Raw genomic sequence first — 15,150 nt, 5'->3', positions numbered from 1 at the left:
AATTTTCACTGTTACTACATTATACTTTACCAACAAAACATTTGAATAGTATTTTCTCACATTTCCAGTTTTTTTTTATAAAAGGGGGGACATGCACGTTGCATGCCCCCTTCTCATTTAGTTGATATCGACGTATTTGTACTGGTAATCAGCACCGAATAGTTGACGGTTGAAGTTTTCGACGTTTGGACGGAGCAAGTAAGCGACACCAGCTTGGTAAATCGGCATGATGGCTTGGTCTTGTTCGATCAAGAGCGTCTCTGCTTCTTTAAATTTGTCATAACGGGCATCGATTGCTGTTTCAGCAGATGCTTCATCAATCAACTTGTCGTAGGCAGCAGACTTGTAGTTGATGTCGTTTTGACCGTTGTCAGACGTGAAGATGCCAAGGTTTGTGAGCGGATCTTGATAGTCAGGTCCCCAAAGGGCGAATGACATTTGGTACTCTCCGTTCGCTTCGAGCTCAAGCTTGTTGTTGAACGGTTGTTGTGAGATGTTCACGGTCACGTTCGGCAAGTTCGATTCGATTTGGCCTTTCATGTACTCTGAGATTTGTTTCGATACTTCGCTGTCGAATGAGAGAAGTTCGATTGTAGCAGCTTCGCCGCCAGTCGCTTCTTCCCAAAGTGATGCCGCTTCGTCAGCGTTCGTTTCAAAGTGCGTCACGCCTTCCGTGTAATCCGTGCCGTCTTCATACTTGATGAAGTCTTTCGGGATGAACGAAGTCGTGGCGATTGAGCCGTTGTTCAACAGCTGATCGATAATCCCGGTTGGGTCGACCGCACGAGCGACAGCTTTACGAGCGTTGATGTCAGCGAAGAGTTCATCTTCGTGGTTGAACTTGAAGTAACCGACAGATGATCGAAGGCCTGTGCTGTAGTCATCGTTCTCTTGGAATGCGGCAACTTGTTCAGATGAGAGGCCGGCGTAGTCGACTTCTCCTGCTTCATACAAGTTGACGACTGTCGATGTATCTTTAACAACGCGAACGTCGACTTTTTCTAGGGCTACATTTTCAGCATCCCAGTACGATTCATTTTTCGTCAACACGTATCCTTGCTCGCGATCCCACTCCGACCATGTGAATGGACCGTTGTAGATGTGGTTTTCTGGAGTCGTCGAGAAGTCTTCGCCTTTTTCAGTCGCAAACGCTTCGTTAATCGGTGTGAACGTACCGAACGATGTGAGCGAGATGAATGATGGGTCTGGACGCTCGAGTGTAACTTCAAGTGTCTTCTCATCGATTGCCTTCACACCGAGATCTTCTTTAGGAAGTTTACCCGTGTTGATGGCTTCGGCATTTTTTACTGTGTTCATGATGTACGCGTATTGTGAACCTGTTTCAGGATCCACAGCGCGTTGCCAAGCGTAGACGAAGTCGTTCGCTGTGACAGGTTCGCCGTTAGACCATTCCGCGTCGCGGAGTGTGAACGTGTAGACCGTTTCGTCTTCGTTCACTTCTGGTTCTCCTTCGGCGATTGCAGGAACGGCATTCCCGTCTTGATCCAGACGGTAAAGACCTTCCATCGTGTTGGCGATCAAGTTGAACGCGACTGCGTCCGTCGCGAGCGCCGGGTCAGCCGTTGTAATATCAGACGTGTCCGTCAAGCGGAGAACTTTTTCTCCGTTCGAAGACGAACCGCCGTCAGAGTCTCCGCCAGTCGAGCAAGCGGCGAGCACTGAACCGAGTGCCAAGATGAGTGTCATCATGAGCAAAATCGATTTTTTCTTCATTGCGATGTCCCCTTTCTGAATCGTGAAGCATGGCGTTTCGTCGGACGATAACATCTTACTTTTTCTTTAATTTTCTGAATATTTCATTTTGTATCCGACGAAAAAACGTTAGGGCTATTGTAAAAAATTTTTAATCAAACTGTCAACTCCCTAATAAACCGCCGTCATTTTCAACACGAACTTCTCGCCTTCTCCACCAAGCAACAGGTATCATAGAGCCATAGGGCGGATAACTCGATGGAGCACATCCAAGCTGAAAGGAGTTTGTCACATTGAAAAAATTTAGAAGTATATTAATTGTTTGGGGGATTGTCACAATTGCCTACACGGTCTGGTCGAGCCTCTCTTATTACCAGGATGAAACGTTATTGTTTCATTTGAGCGGCGGTCTGTTCGTCGCCGGGATGCTCGTCTTTGCAATCGGTATGTTCTCTCAAATGAGCGCGTCCGGACTATTCGACGGCATCATGTACGGGTTCAAACGTAACCGACGCGCCAAGTTGAAAGAGATTGACCCGGATTACGAGGAAGACGAAGAGGCGACACCGGAAGAACGGGCCGCTCAAAAACATTCGGCTTCGCGTTGGGTGTACGTCGGCGTCGGTAGCATCATTCTCTCCTACATTATCACCCTCGTTTGACCTTCCGATTTTTCAGACGATATGCTACACTATGGCTAGAACAATAGGAAACACGATGAAGAAGACAAGTACCTCGATCCCCCTTTCCCCCAGAGAGTCTACGTTGCTGCGAGTAGATGGAGAGCGTCGAGCGAATGGACTTCGGAGTGGCTCACCTGAACGATAGTATGGTGAGACGGTCACGCCCGTTAACGCGATCAAGTGGCATGAGCTTCATGCAAATTTGGGTGGCACCGCGGTTATTCGTCCCGATTTTTCGGGCGGGGAACCGCGGTTTTTTTTATATTCTATGGAGGTGCAATCATGGCAAAAATCTTTTCTGGCATTAAACCGACCGGCGTCGTGACGCTCGGTAACTACTTAGGGGCGATGAAACAGTTTGTCGAGCTCCAAGACGAGCACGAAGCGTTCTACTGTGTCGTCGATCTCCATTCGATCACGGTCCAACTTGACCGGGTCGAGTTGATGGACAACACGCGTAAACTTGCGGCGCTTTATCTCGCTTGTGGTCTCGACCCTGAGAAGTCGACGATTTTCGTCCAGTCGGAAGTGAAGGCGCACGCCCAGCTCGGATGGATGTTGACGTGTATCGCCGGCATGGGTGAACTGAGCCGGATGACGCAGTATAAAGACAAATCCCAAAACAGTGAAAATATCGGTGCCGGCCTGTTCGTCTATCCGACGCTCATGGCGGCCGATATCCTCTTGTACGGGACAGAACTCGTCCCGGTCGGTGATGACCAAAAACAACACGTCGAATTGACGCGTGACTTGGCCGAGCGCTTCAACAAGCGATACTACGAGACGTTCACGATTCCTGAGCCGCTCATTCAAAAAGAAGGCGCCCGCATCATGAGTTTGACGAACCCGGTGAAGAAGATGTCGAAATCGGATGCGAACGTGAAAGGCTTCATCTCGATGCTCGATGAGCCGAACGTCATCCGCAAGAAAATCAAGAGCGCGGTCACAGACTCGAGCGGGATCATCAGCTTCGACCGAGAGAACAAGCCGGGAATCTCAAACTTGCTTGAGATTTATTCACTCTCGACCGATACGCCAATCGACGAACTCGTCGAACATTATCAAGATTCGAACTACGGGACGTTCAAACAAGATGTCGCTGAAGCGGTCGTCGCCATGCTCGAGCCGATTCAGAATCGCTATCATGAACTCGTCGATTCAGCTGAGCTCGATGCGATCCTCGACGCAGGTCGTGAAAAGGCAGAAGCCGTCGCCAACAAAAATCTCGCGAAAATCGAGAAAGCGATGGGACTCAACCGGAAACGGGCCAAAGTGAAGAAATAAAAAGTAGCCGCCCTTTGCATGCAAAGGGCGGCTTGTTCGTGCAACGTGATTGGTCAAACTGAAGACACAAAAAAAGAGACAGGCATCCCCGTCTCTTTTTTGTATGCGTGTTGTTTCTTATTACTCTTTGCCTTCGATAGATGCCCACTTGTACGAGTAGTCAGCGCCGAACGCGTGTTCAACGATTCCTTTAACGTATGGCTTCGTGAGGCGAGCCGATCCACGTTGGTAAACTGGCGAGATCGCGTTCTCTTCAAGAACGATTTTCTCTGCAGCTTGAAGGTCAGCCCAACGCTGTTCAGCATCTGTGCTTGATTTCGCAGATTCGATGAGCTTGTCGAATTCTTCGTTCGACCACTTACCACGGTTGTATGGTCCGTCAGTGACGAAGAGGTCAACGAATGTCATTGGATCCTGGTAGTCAGGGCCCCATCCAGCGAATGTCAACTCGAAATCACCTTTGTTTTCAAGGTCAAGTTTGTTGTTGAACGGTTGTTGCTTGATTGTGAGCGTGATCCCTGGAAGGTTCTTCTCAAGTTCACCTTTGATGAACTCACCGATTTGCTTCGCAGATTCTGAGTCATAGTTGAGGAGTTCGATTTCGACAGAGTCTTGACCGAGCTCTTCAAGTCCTTTTTCCCAAAGATCTTTCGCACGATCTACGTCATAGCCGCCGATGTCGCCGTTCGCTTCACGGAAGTCTTTACCGTCTGGTCCAGTTACGAAGTCTTTTGGTACGAGGTAGTTCGCAGGGACTGAACCGTTCGCAAGGAGCGTTTCAGAGATCGCTGCTTTATCGTATGCCGCGTCAATCGCGTTACGGATGTTTTGGTTGTCGAGCGCTTCAACCTCAGTGTTGAACTGAAGGTAGAAGAGTGTTGGCTCAACGACAGTCGAGAAGTCTTCGTTGTCTTGGTATTGAGCAACGAGTTCAGAAGTCAAACCAGTGCGGTCAACGTCGCCGTTTTCGTACAAGTTAACACCTGTTGAAACTTCTTTAACGACTTTAACGTTGATTTCTTCAAGTTTGACGGCTTCAGCATCCCAATAGTCGTCGTTTTTGACCATTTTCCAGCCTTGCTCGCGCTCCCAGTTTTCGAGTTTGAACGGTCCGTTGTAGAGCGTTGTCTCTGCAGACGTACCGAAGTTCTCGCCTTGCTCTTTGTCGAACGACTCAAGTTTAGGCATGAATACGCCAAAGCTTGTGAGACCGAGGAAGTAATCAGCTGGTGCAGTCAATTTAACTTCAAGTGTCTGCTCATCAAGTGCTTTGACGCCGACAGCGTCGCGCTCGCCTTCGCCTGTGTTATAGGCTTCAGCACCTTCGATGATTGACATAACGTAAGCATATTGTGAAGCGTTGTCCGGGTTAAGCACTTCTTTCCAAGCGTATTCGAAGTCGTTCGCTGTTACAGGCTCGCCGTTAGACCAAGTTGCGCCTTCACGGAGTTTGAACGTGTACGTTTTTCCGTCTTCAGAAACTTCGTGTGATTCTGCGATTCCCGGTGTCGGGTTGTCATCTTTATCCATACGGTAAAGACCTTCGTTGACGTTGTTCAACACGTTGAACGAAACCGAGTCTGTCGCGAGTGTTGGGTTAAGTGAAGGGATGTCAGAACTATCGAGCAAGTTGAGGACTTGCGCTTCATCTGCACTTCCTTCTGATCCTGTCCCTTTATCCGTTGACGTTGTATCTTCTTCCCCACCTGAGCATGCTGCTAGGAACGCGCTAGATAGAAGCGTTACCGACGTTGCTAAAGCAAAACCTTTTTTCTTATTCATTGCGATGACCCCCTGATTTTTTTCGGTTTAACGAAATGAACGATGGTAGAAAATTCAGATATCTCACTTTACAAAATTTGCTACCACAATCCCGTTGAAGCAATAATACAATATTCTGATAATTTTGCAAAGTGTTTATTTTAATTTTTCTAAAAAATTTTTATTATAGGCTAAAAGCCCGCCTAGGGAGACGGGCTTTTAGCTCATTTTTCATAAACTTTAGAAAAAGTTAGGACGTACGAAGGACCGATGACCGGAAAACCGATTTCCGCATATTTGGAATCGACTGCGAAAGATCTTCCAGCTTGGTAGATTGGGATAACGACAGCTTCTTCCAACAGCCGTTTTTCCGCCTGTCGATACGTCTCGTTCCGGTCCGCAAGTACTTCTGTCGAGCGGGCCTCATCCATCAAACGATCGAACGTTTCGTCCGTGTATCCGCTCGAATTCAAATAGTTATTTGTCTCGAATTGGGTCAAATAGGCACTGAATGTCGGGTAGTCCGGTTGCCACCCTGATAGTGACAACGCGTAATCGCCTGCGACTTCTTTCCTAACTTTGTCACCGAGCGGCAACTCGACGACGTTCACTTGAAGACCGGGAAGTTGTTCAATCTCTGTTTCAATCGTCTGGGCGATCTGTCTCGCCTCTTCATCGACAAAGCTGAGCAACTCAATCTCGATTTCCTCTTCTTCGAGCCGATCAAGCACGTCTGCGAACAGTGTCGCCGCCTCTCCTTCAAGCGTCGGCTCCGTCTTCGTTTGATCGGTGACGAGCAATCGTTCTGTCGTCCGTTCGGCTCTTGCGAGTGACCCTTCCACTGCTTCGCGATCTAAGGAGAGCGCGAGCGCGCGTCGGAAATCGGCATCATCGAACGGATACTCGTCGACGTTCGGTTTTAAATAGAAGACGCCGCTTCGCGGAACATCAACGAGCTTACCTTCGACTGATTCGATTGTCCCCTCGTCCGTGCCGTAAGGGATCGGGTGAATACCGTCGGGCTCTGAACTTAGACCTTCATCCGCCCAGATGATAACCTTTTCGAGCGTGACGCGATCTGCATCATAATAATCCTCGTTTTTTATCAACGTCGCCTGGGCCGCGTCGATTGACTCGATTTGGAACGGTCCGTTCGCGTCGAGTTCTTGCCACTCCCCAATCATCGTCTGCGGCAGAAAGGCCGGCATCGCTAACATCTGCTCGAACCCTTCCATCGGACGCTCGAGCGTCAGTTCAAATGTCTGTTCGTCAATCGCTTTCACGCCGAGCGTCTCTGGTTCTTTCGTCCCGAGACTGATCGCTTTCGCGTTCAATACATCTCCGAGGAGGAAACTGAACGGGGAATTCGTATCGTCATCGGCGAGCATGCGAAAATGCTCGACGAACGTTTCAGCCGTGATCGCATTTCCATTCACAGTTTGACTTGCCTTCAAGTTAAACGTATATGTCGCCCCGTCCTCGGAACGCGTCATCGTCTCAACGAGTCCCGGTTCAATCTCACCGTCCGCTCCGAAGCGATACAATCCTTCATAAATATGCGATAACACAGTTTGCGAACTCGGATCGATCGCGAGCAGTGTGTTCGGCTGCTCCGGCAACGTCTCTCCATGGATCGTCACGATTTGTTCTTCTGGTGGTAGTAACTCTCGTGCCTGCTCTCGTTGTCCGTACCAAATAACGAAAAAAAGGATAAGGACTGAACCCAACAAGGCGGCACCGATGAAAAATCGTTTCATCTGGCATTCTCCTCTCTGTTAGACCAACCCTTATACCCTACCCGTTTTTGTCACTTTTTTCTACTATTAGTCGTTCACTTTCGCGAATGCGAGCGTCGCGTTGTGGCCCCCGAAGCCAAGCGAGTTGCTCAGTGCGTACTGGATATCAAGTTCCCGATTTCCGTCACGGACATAGTCTAAATCACAATCATCAGCTGGTGTCTCACAGTTGATCGTCGGATGAATCCGTCCCTCATGAATCGATAGCGCCGTGATGACGGCCTCGACTCCGCCGGCTGCGCCGAGCAAGTGCCCGATCATCGATTTAGATGAGTTGACGGCCAAGTTGTGCGCGTGGTCACCGAAGACGTTGTGGATCGCTTTCGTCTCGAGCATGTCGTTGAGTGGTGTGCTCGTCCCGTGTGCGTTGATGTATTGAACGTCTTCTGGACGAATTCCCGCGTCACGAAGCGCCTCGTTCATCGCTTTTGATCCACCTTCTGCCTCAGGTGACGGCGCCGTGATGTGATAAGCGTCCGAACTCATGCCATACCCGACGACCTCCGCATACATTTTGGCTCCGCGCGCTTTCGCATGCTCATATTCCTCGAGAACGAGCACGCCCGCGCCTTCACCCATGATGAAGCCGTCACGGTTCTGATCGAACGGGCGGCATGCCGTGTTCGGGTCTGGATTCGTCGATAGTGCCTTGTTGGCACAGAATCCTGAGAATGAGAGCGGCGTGATTGGTGCTTCGGCCCCACCTGCGAACATCGCGAGGGCATCACCACGTTGGATGACTTTAAACGCCTCACCAATTGAGTTCGTTCCAGACGCACAAGCTGTGACCGAGCAGTTGCTCGGCCCTTTTGCTCCGAGGTAAATCGAAACTTGACCGCTCGCCATGTTTGGAATCATCATCGGGATGAAGAATGGGCTGATGCGACGTGGTCCCCGTTCATGCAAGATGCTCGCTTGTTTGTCGATCGTTTCGACACCACCGATCCCGCTTCCGATCCAAATCCCGACATCGTCCGCGATTGCTTTCACATCTAGACCGCTATCCCGATGCGCAGCGTCAGCCGCAAGAATCGAATATTGAATGAATGAATCCATCTTGCGCGCTTCCTTCGGTTCGACCAAATGATCGATGTTCCATTCCTTTACTTCCGCCCCGACTTTCGCCGGATACTGGCTAATATCAATCTTTGTTAACGTATCGACTGCATTTTCCCCGTTCAACAGTCGCTCCCACATTGCCGTAACGTCGTTCCCTAGTGGGGAAACGACTCCTAATCCTGTGATGACTACTCGTTTCATGCGTTAATCTCCTCCGTGATGTTAGCGTTATTCCATGTTAAACAGCTCGCTCCCCATGTGAGCCCGGCGCCGAAGCCGGCGACGACGATCGTTTGACCGTTTGAGATTTTCCGTTGCTTGACCGCTTCGGCCAAAGCAAGTGGAATTGAAGCAGCTGACGTGTTCGCATGGTCTTGAATCGTGACGACAACTTTTGCTTCGTCAATCCCTAACCGTTCAATCGCTGCGTCAATGATACGACGGTTAGCCTGGTGCGGCACGAGGACGTCGAGGTCTTCAATCGTCTTCCCGGCCCCTTGCAACGCCTCTAAGACGATGTCAGGCATCTTACGGACGGCGAATTTGAACACTTCACGACCGTTCATGACAATCTTACCTTCTTCATTCTCATATAAGAACTTTCCGCCGGTTCCGTCACTTCCGAGAATGACCGACTCGATGGCGGCCACCTCGTCTTCGCCGAGAACGACGGCACCTGCCCCGTCACCGAACAAGACGGCGGTCGAACGGTCGTCCCAATCGATCAAGTTGCCCATCTTCTCAGCTCCGATGACGAGTGTGCGCTTCAACCCTTTCGCGAGCATCATGCTCTTCGCCGTATCCATCGCGAAGATGAAGCCGCTACAGGCGGCGCTAACGTCGAAGGCGACCGCTTGCTTTGCCCCAAGGTTGGCTTGCACGAGACAAGCCGTCGCTGGGAATGATGGCGCCGTCGCCGTCGCGCAAATGATCGCGTCGATATCTTCAATCGACACACCCGCACTTTGAAGCGCCCGTTCGGCAGCCTTTGTGGCCATATCGGCAACGCTCAAATCAGCGTCTGCCAAATGGCGCGCCTCGATCCCGGTCCGGGTCCGAATCCATTCGTCGCTCGTATCCATTCGTTTTTCCAAATCGATGTTCGTGACCCGGTGCTCCGGAAGGAACGAACCAATCCCAATGATTCCAATGTTCATAGTGATGACCCCTATTCTTAGTATCTGGTACTAATATAAGGGAATAAAAAAGGGATGTCAACGCATCCCTCTCGATTATTCACTTTGACCGAGTCGTTTCGTGACGGCCATGACCATTTTTGCCGAATTGATGGATGCCGTTTCTAAAAATTCATCGAACGACAAGTTTGCTTCCTCGTCGGCGCTGTCCGAAATCGAACGGGTCACGACGAACGGAATCCCGAACTGGTAGCACGTCTGTGCGATCGGAGCGGCTTCCATCTCGACAGCCGCGACACCTTCGAAACGACCGAGGATGTCGGCAACACGTTTCGAGTCGTTGATGAACGAGTCACCTGTCACGATGAGGCCCGTGTGGACGTTCACATCATGGAGGCTCTCAATCACTTCTTTACAGACATCCATCAAATGAGCGTCAGCCGTGTACGCTGCCGGCATGCCTGGCACTTGCCCGTACTCGTAGCCGAACGCGGTCACATCGACATCGTGATGACGGACTTCGGTCGAGACGACGACGTCTCCGACTTTCATTCCTTTTTTAAAGCCGCCCGCCGAACCGGTATTGATGACGACATCCGGTTTGAACTTGTCAATGAGAAGCGTCGTACCGATGGCCGCATTCACTTTCCCGATGCCTGACTTTAAAATGACGACTTCGACGTTGCCGAGGTATCCTTCATAGAAGTGATAGTTGGCGATCTCTGTGTCTGTCCGTTCTGTCAATTCGTTGCGGAGCAAGTTCACTTCTTCTTCCATCGCTCCAATGATTCCGATTTTCATGATAATTGCCTCCTCAGAAAGAGAGCGACATCCATGCGGAAGTCGCTCGTTTGTGTTACTTGATTTCTTTGATTTCGACGACCATGTCGCCGCCCGGCGTTTGCACGTTGACGACATCTCCGACCGTACGGCCGAGAAGTGCTTTCGCAATCGGTGATTCGTTCGAGATTTTTCCTGTGAACGGGTCAGCCTCTGCGCCACCGACGATTGTGTACGTTTCATTCTCGTTATCTTCTTGAATGAAGAACGTCACGGTCTTTCCGATTGCGACCATCGAGTTATCAGCCACATCGTCTTGGATGATGACTGCGTTACGAAGCATCTCTTCGAGTTGAGCAATCCGTCCTTCGACCATTGCCTGCTCTTCTTTCGCTGCATCGTACTCAGCGTTCTCAGACAAGTCTCCGAAATCGCGGGCAATCTTAATATTCTCAACGACTTCTTTACGGCGCACCGTCTTCAGTTCGTTCAATTCATTTTCGATTTTCGCTTTTCCGTCTAACGTCATGTAATGTTGTTTTTCAGCCATTTCTGTCACTCCTTCATTGTCTCCTAGTATATTACAGAATTTACGAACGGGAAAGCCCATATCCGACACATCCCGTTTTTAAACATGGGATAAACGTGAGTTCGGACGTTCTCCATATCCGACATTCGGTTAAATCTATCGCATAGACACATACAAGTCTCTAAAACACCTTTGTCCACCGACCTTTAAAATCGAGTCCGGCAGCAGACCGATGATACGATGCTTGTCGTCATGCTAAAGACGCTAAAACATCAAGTAGGCACACCTGTAACGACCTGTGGTAGATGGTCACAGTCCACCAACCTGGGGACCTATAGAGTCTATCTCGGTAGAGGTGATGGCACACTCTCATTTGAAGGCTTGAACAAAACAAAAATGAACTGCGTTCGCACAAGCACTTCAGAATCCCACGGTTTCAATGGTGAGAGTGTCAAAGCTCTTTTAACTAAATTTGGCGAGAATTCTCCCACCTCTAAACGTCGAAGAGGGAAGGCCCAGCGTAGGTGGAAGATGAACCGCCTGCTTGCAAATTCTTTGGATATCCCTGTGACAGATATAACGAACAAAGGTTCGTGATTCTGTCAGATTCTCTCGCCCCCACCGCGGGTATCGGAATGGGACGAGACTCATCCTGACACCGCCCAAAGGAGGGACGGACATGCTGAAGGGCTACAAATACCGGCTCCACCCGACGGCGGCACAGGCCGAGTTCCTGATCCGGACGATCGGCTGCGCCCGGTTCATCTACAACAAGCTGCTCGAGGACCGTATCACCATTCACGAGGAGGCGAAGGCGGGCGGTGGGCCGAGACGGAAATCGCCGACACCCGCCTCCTACAAGCCACTGTTCCCGTTCCTTTGTGAGGCGGACAGCCTCGCGCTCGCGAACGCGAAGCTGCACCTCGACGCGGCGTTCGTAAAATTCTTCGCAGGGACGGCCGGCTTCCCGGTGTTCAAGTCGAGACGGAAGGCGCGCGCCTCCTACACGACGAACAACCAGCACGGCACGATCCGCATCGAGGCGGGAAAAGTCCGTCTGCCGAAGGTCGGGTTCATCCGGTTCACACAGCACCGCAGTTTCGACGGGGAGATCCGGTCTGCGACCGTGTCGATGACACGGACGGGCAGGTTCTTCGTGTCGCTCCTCGTCGAACAGGACGACGAGCCGTGGGTCCCCGCCGAGCACAAGGTCGGGATCGACCTCGGCCTCGGGCACTTCGCCGTCATGACGAACGACGATCTCGTCACGGAGAAGATTGCGAACCCGCGCAACCTGCGACAGGCCGAGGCGCGGCTCAAACAAGCGCAGCGCGCCCTCGCCCGCAAGAAGCCCGGCAGCAAGAACCGTGAGAAAGCGCGGCTCCTCCTCGCGAAGAGACACGAACAGGTCAAAAACCGACGGCACGACTTCCTCCATAAGCTGTCGCGACGCATCGTCGATGAGAACCAAGTCGTCGTGGTCGAGACGCTGAAGCCCAGAGAGATGATGAAAGACCGCCGCCTGGCGAAATCGATCGGGGACGCCGGATGGGGCGAGTTCGTCCGACAACTCGAATATAAATGTAAGTTCTACGGGCGGACGCTGATCAAGGCCGACCCGTGGTTCGCCTCGACCCAACTCTGTTCGAACTGTGGCGAGAACGACGGCAGGAAGGGCCTAGACATCCGGGAGTGGACATGCGGCGCATGCGGCGCACACCACGACCGCGACGTCAACGCGAGCCTCAACCTGTTGCGCCTCGCCGACCGGAACACCTCAGGGCAGGGACTGCCCGACGAGCTTGGTCCATAACCGCGGCTAGTAAAAGCACGGTCTTCCCAAGAAACTCCCACTTCAAGTTGCGAAACAAGCAAGTGGTGAGTAGTTCACATTGAAAACGATTTATTTCCCTTACGCGCGGTTACGTTCTGTCAGCACCCAGCGAATCTTCGTCACGAGCAAATCGATGGCGACAAAGTTCTCTCCGCCTTCAGGGACGATGATATCCGCGTAGCGTTTCGTCGGCTCACAAAATTGAAGATGCATCGGCCGGACGACGTTCGTATACTGGGCGACAACCGAGTCGATTGACCGGCCCCGCTCATTGAGATCGCGCTGCATCCGGCGTAGGATGCGGACGTCCGCATCCGTGTCGACGAACACTTTAATGTCCATCAAGTCACGCAGACGATCGTCCTCGAGCGCCAAAATACCTTCGACGATGACGACGTCGACCGGCTCGATCAAGATCGTCTTGTCCGAGCGCGTGTGCGCCGCATAGTCATACACCGGTTTCTCGATGGCCTTGTGCTCTTGTAACTGCTTGATATGCTCGATCAAAAGATCGTTATCGAATGCGAACGGGTGGTCATAGTTCGTCTTATATCGTTCTTCCATCGTCATCTCTGACTGGTCTTTATAATACGCGTCTTGCTCGATCATGACGACCGATTGTCCTTTGAACGCATCCACGAGCGCGCGGGCCACGGTCGTCTTACCTGATCCGGTCCCCCCGGCCACGCCGATAATGACGGGTTTATGTTGCATCAAAGTTAAGTCCTCCTCATCGTAATTTACGACTGATTGCTAGGCCATCACCAAGGGGCAAAATTGCAGTATGATAATCGGTCCGTGCCATCAATTGCTCAGTAAACTCTTTTACGAGACGAACAAGCCGGCGGCGTCGACGGTCAAGCACTGACACATCCTCGAGCAGGACGTCCCCTCGTAAAAATAAATTATCGCTGTAAATCGTACCACCAATTGGTACTAAAGCGCCATACCCATCAAAGAATTTTTGATACTGACCTTTGGCCGCGTCGATAAAGACCGCATCGAATTCTCCTTCAATCGTCCCGATCAACTCCACCGCATCACCATGAATGACAGTGATTCGGTCCGATACGTCCGAGCGTCCGATAAAGCCGAGTGCCTCTTCGTGACGTCGTGCGTTTCGTTCGATCGTGACGATTTCCGCGTCCGGCAACAGTTCAGCCATTCGAATCGCACTGTATCCGATTGCCGTACCGACCTCAAGGATCCGTTTCGGACGTTGCATCGCGAGAAGCGACAGCAACACTTCAGATCCGGTCAAGTCCATGATTGGCACGTGATGTTCTCGGGCGAACGCCTCCATCTCCGCCAATAACGGCGACCGGGGCGTGACCAAGTTCTCCACGTAACCTTCATAGGATGAATGTTCCACGTCGTACACCTCTCTAATCATTCAAACGACCGGAAGCCAAGGCTTCCGGTCGCATATCCGTCAATTGTTGTTTGCTTCTTCGAACGCTTCCCATTCTGGACGATACTTGTTGACGTTCTGTTGGTGCGCCTCGTACTCCACTTCGAACAAGACTTCCCCGTTCGGGAATCCTTCACGCGGTGGTCGGGCGTAGAAATAAACGTTATCCGTATCGTTCGGATTGAGCGTGGCGACGAATGCGTCACGACTGACCGCAGCGATTGGTCCGATTGGGATCCCTTCGTAGCGGTATGTGTTATAAAGTGAATCGTTTTGGAGATCGTTGAACGATGTGAAAATCGAAGTCTCCCCGGTACCATACCAGACGGTCGGGTCGGACTGCAACTTCATGCCATCGGCCAGACGGTTCTCAAACACACCCGCGATCTCTTGACGGTCTTCCGTCGAGACCGCTTCTTTCTCAACGATCGAGGCGAGCGATAACGTCTCATGGAACGTGCGTCCCGACGCTTCGACCGCATCGCCGTATTCGAGATAGAGCTGTTCGGTCGGCTTGAGCATCTCATCGATGATCTGAGTGAGCGTCACACCTTTATCGAACTCATACGTTGCCGGGAACAAGTAACCTTCGAGCGGGTGATAAATTCCGTCGGCGAGCACTTCGTCCGTCAGCATCTCATGCTCATTGACGAGCGAGCGGATATACTCCTCGTCGCTCAGTTGGTCCGAAATCTCTTCTTTCGGAATATCAGCCTGTTTTGCGAGACGCGAGATGACTTGGTCGATCGTAAAACCTTCCGGGATCACCAATTTGATATCCGGGACGACGATGACTTTCCCCGTCTTCAACGTGGCGATCAACTCGTCAAGTGATTGTGACGGAGACAACGTATACGTCCCCGCTTGGAACGATGATTCATTTTTAAACCGTGTGTAAAAACGGAAAATCGTGCTATTCCTCACGAGGCCATTCTCTTCGAGTAGTTCGCCAATGTAACCAGAACCTGCACCGAGCGGAACCTCGACCTCGACCGTTTCGGTCGAAGCTGGGTCAACGGGTTCGAGCGATCGTTTCACGAACGCATAAGATACCGCGGCACCTGTGGCGATCACTAGAAGAAAGACAGCAAGGATGATAACCGTAATTCGCCGAACAATCCGGTTACGTGCACGCTTCTCATCAAACATCGATGGATGGTTCAT

Annotated in this window: 13 protein-coding genes and 1 other annotated feature; of the genes, 3 read left to right on the top strand and 10 right to left on the bottom strand. The window is 51.3% G+C overall.

From position 1 onward, the window contains the following. Positions 1 to 117 precede the first annotated feature (117 nt). Positions 118 to 1,734: a peptide ABC transporter substrate-binding protein gene (locus KNP06_RS03220; protein WP_214710527.1), complete on the bottom strand. Its 1,617-nt coding sequence runs from the start codon at positions 1,732 to 1,734 to the stop codon at positions 118 to 120. Positions 1,735 to 2,006: 272 nt separating this feature from the next. On the opposite strand from KNP06_RS03220, the gene KNP06_RS03215 reads away from it, so the two are divergent. Both KNP06_RS03215 and trpS read left to right on the top strand, forming a co-directional pair. Beyond that, positions 2,007 to 2,375: a DUF3899 domain-containing protein gene (locus KNP06_RS03215; RefSeq protein WP_214709584.1), complete on the top strand. Its 369-nt coding sequence runs from the start codon at positions 2,007 to 2,009 to the stop codon at positions 2,373 to 2,375. 46 nt (positions 2,376 to 2,421) lie between these two features. Next, positions 2,422 to 2,629, top strand: a binding site (T-box leader). A gap of 49 nt (positions 2,630 to 2,678) precedes the next feature. Continuing rightward, complete coding sequence (gene trpS, locus KNP06_RS03210) at positions 2,679 to 3,680, top strand: tryptophan--tRNA ligase (RefSeq protein WP_214709586.1); 1,002 nt, start codon at positions 2,679 to 2,681, stop codon at positions 3,678 to 3,680. Positions 3,681 to 3,800: 120 nt separating this feature from the next. On the opposite strand, the gene KNP06_RS03205 is transcribed toward trpS, so the two are convergent. The 6 genes from KNP06_RS03205 to greA all read right to left on the bottom strand — a co-directional run bounded on the left by KNP06_RS03205 (position 3,801) and on the right by greA (position 10,762). Then, on the bottom strand, positions 3,801 to 5,462 hold the full coding sequence (locus KNP06_RS03205; RefSeq protein WP_214787915.1) for a peptide ABC transporter substrate-binding protein: 1,662 nt from the start codon (positions 5,460 to 5,462) through the stop codon (positions 3,801 to 3,803). A gap of 203 nt (positions 5,463 to 5,665) precedes the next feature. Further along, on the bottom strand, positions 5,666 to 7,198 hold the full coding sequence (locus KNP06_RS03200; protein ID WP_214709590.1) for a peptide ABC transporter substrate-binding protein: 1,533 nt from the start codon (positions 7,196 to 7,198) through the stop codon (positions 5,666 to 5,668). 66 nt (positions 7,199 to 7,264) lie between these two features. Then, positions 7,265 to 8,497, bottom strand: a complete 1,233-nt coding sequence (gene fabF / locus KNP06_RS03195; protein WP_029595790.1) for a beta-ketoacyl-ACP synthase II — start codon at positions 8,495 to 8,497, stop codon at positions 7,265 to 7,267. Beyond that, positions 8,494 to 9,453 carry a beta-ketoacyl-ACP synthase III gene (locus tag KNP06_RS03190; protein WP_214787912.1) on the bottom strand — a complete coding sequence of 320 codons (960 nt, stop codon included), beginning with the start codon at positions 9,451 to 9,453 and terminating at the stop codon, positions 8,494 to 8,496. Before KNP06_RS03190 ends, fabF begins: the two co-directional genes overlap by 4 nt. Before the next feature lie 75 nt (positions 9,454 to 9,528). Then, complete coding sequence (gene mtnN, locus KNP06_RS03185; RefSeq protein ID WP_138859706.1) at positions 9,529 to 10,233, bottom strand: 5'-methylthioadenosine/S-adenosylhomocysteine nucleosidase; 705 nt, start codon at positions 10,231 to 10,233, stop codon at positions 9,529 to 9,531. Positions 10,234 to 10,288: 55 nt separating this feature from the next. Continuing rightward, positions 10,289 to 10,762 carry a transcription elongation factor GreA gene (gene greA, locus KNP06_RS03180; RefSeq protein ID WP_138859707.1) on the bottom strand — a complete coding sequence of 158 codons (474 nt, stop codon included), beginning with the start codon at positions 10,760 to 10,762 and terminating at the stop codon, positions 10,289 to 10,291. 658 nt (positions 10,763 to 11,420) lie between these two features. Between greA and KNP06_RS03175 the strand changes: the two genes are divergently transcribed. Beyond that, positions 11,421 to 12,554, top strand: a complete 1,134-nt coding sequence (locus tag KNP06_RS03175; RefSeq protein WP_138859709.1) for an RNA-guided endonuclease TnpB family protein — start codon at positions 11,421 to 11,423, stop codon at positions 12,552 to 12,554. 99 nt (positions 12,555 to 12,653) lie between these two features. On the opposite strand, the gene udk is transcribed toward KNP06_RS03175, so the two are convergent. Genes udk through mltG form a run of 3 tightly spaced genes read right to left on the bottom strand, consistent with a single transcriptional unit; the run spans position 12,654 to position 15,150 of the window. After that, on the bottom strand, positions 12,654 to 13,289 hold the full coding sequence (gene udk, locus KNP06_RS03170; protein WP_034776924.1) for a uridine kinase: 636 nt from the start codon (positions 13,287 to 13,289) through the stop codon (positions 12,654 to 12,656). A 16-nt stretch (positions 13,290 to 13,305) separates the two neighbouring features. After that, positions 13,306 to 13,947, bottom strand: a complete 642-nt coding sequence (locus tag KNP06_RS03165) for an O-methyltransferase (RefSeq protein WP_138859710.1) — start codon at positions 13,945 to 13,947, stop codon at positions 13,306 to 13,308. A gap of 60 nt (positions 13,948 to 14,007) precedes the next feature. After that, complete coding sequence (gene mltG / locus KNP06_RS03160) at positions 14,008 to 15,150, bottom strand: endolytic transglycosylase MltG (protein ID WP_138859711.1); 1,143 nt, start codon at positions 15,148 to 15,150, stop codon at positions 14,008 to 14,010.

It is taken from the genome of Exiguobacterium sp. s21, from assembly GCF_018617975.1.
Taxonomy (GTDB): Bacteria; Bacillota; Bacilli; order Exiguobacteriales; family Exiguobacteriaceae; genus Exiguobacterium; species Exiguobacterium mexicanum_A.
The sequence above is the reverse complement of the archived record's forward strand: the minus strand, read 5'-3'. Positions and strand labels throughout refer to the sequence as shown.

Excerpts from the sequence above, each read along its gene's own strand:
- KNP06_RS03220 (WP_214710527.1), bottom strand. The coding sequence starts at position 1,734 with ATGAAGAAAAAATCGATTTTGCTCATGATGACACTCATCTTGGCACTC.
- trpS (WP_214709586.1), top strand. The coding sequence starts at position 2,679 with ATGGCAAAAATCTTTTCTGGCATTAAACCGACCGGCGTCGTGACGCTC.
- KNP06_RS03205 (WP_214787915.1), bottom strand. The coding sequence starts at position 5,462 with ATGAATAAGAAAAAAGGTTTTGCTTTAGCAACGTCGGTAACGCTTCTA.
- KNP06_RS03200 (WP_214709590.1), bottom strand. The coding sequence starts at position 7,198 with ATGAAACGATTTTTCATCGGTGCCGCCTTGTTGGGTTCAGTCCTTATC.
- fabF (WP_029595790.1), bottom strand. The coding sequence starts at position 8,497 with ATGAAACGAGTAGTCATCACAGGATTAGGAGTCGTTTCCCCACTAGGG.
- KNP06_RS03190 (WP_214787912.1), bottom strand. The coding sequence starts at position 9,453 with ATGAACATTGGAATCATTGGGATTGGTTCGTTCCTTCCGGAGCACCGG.
- mtnN (WP_138859706.1), bottom strand. The coding sequence starts at position 10,233 with ATGAAAATCGGAATCATTGGAGCGATGGAAGAAGAAGTGAACTTGCTC.
- greA (WP_138859707.1), bottom strand. The coding sequence starts at position 10,762 with ATGGCTGAAAAACAACATTACATGACGTTAGACGGAAAAGCGAAAATC.
- KNP06_RS03175 (WP_138859709.1), top strand. The coding sequence starts at position 11,421 with ATGCTGAAGGGCTACAAATACCGGCTCCACCCGACGGCGGCACAGGCC.
- udk (WP_034776924.1), bottom strand. The coding sequence starts at position 13,289 with ATGCAACATAAACCCGTCATTATCGGCGTGGCCGGGGGGACCGGATCA.
- mltG (WP_138859711.1), bottom strand. The coding sequence starts at position 15,150 with ATGAACCATCCATCGATGTTTGATGAGAAGCGTGCACGTAACCGGATT.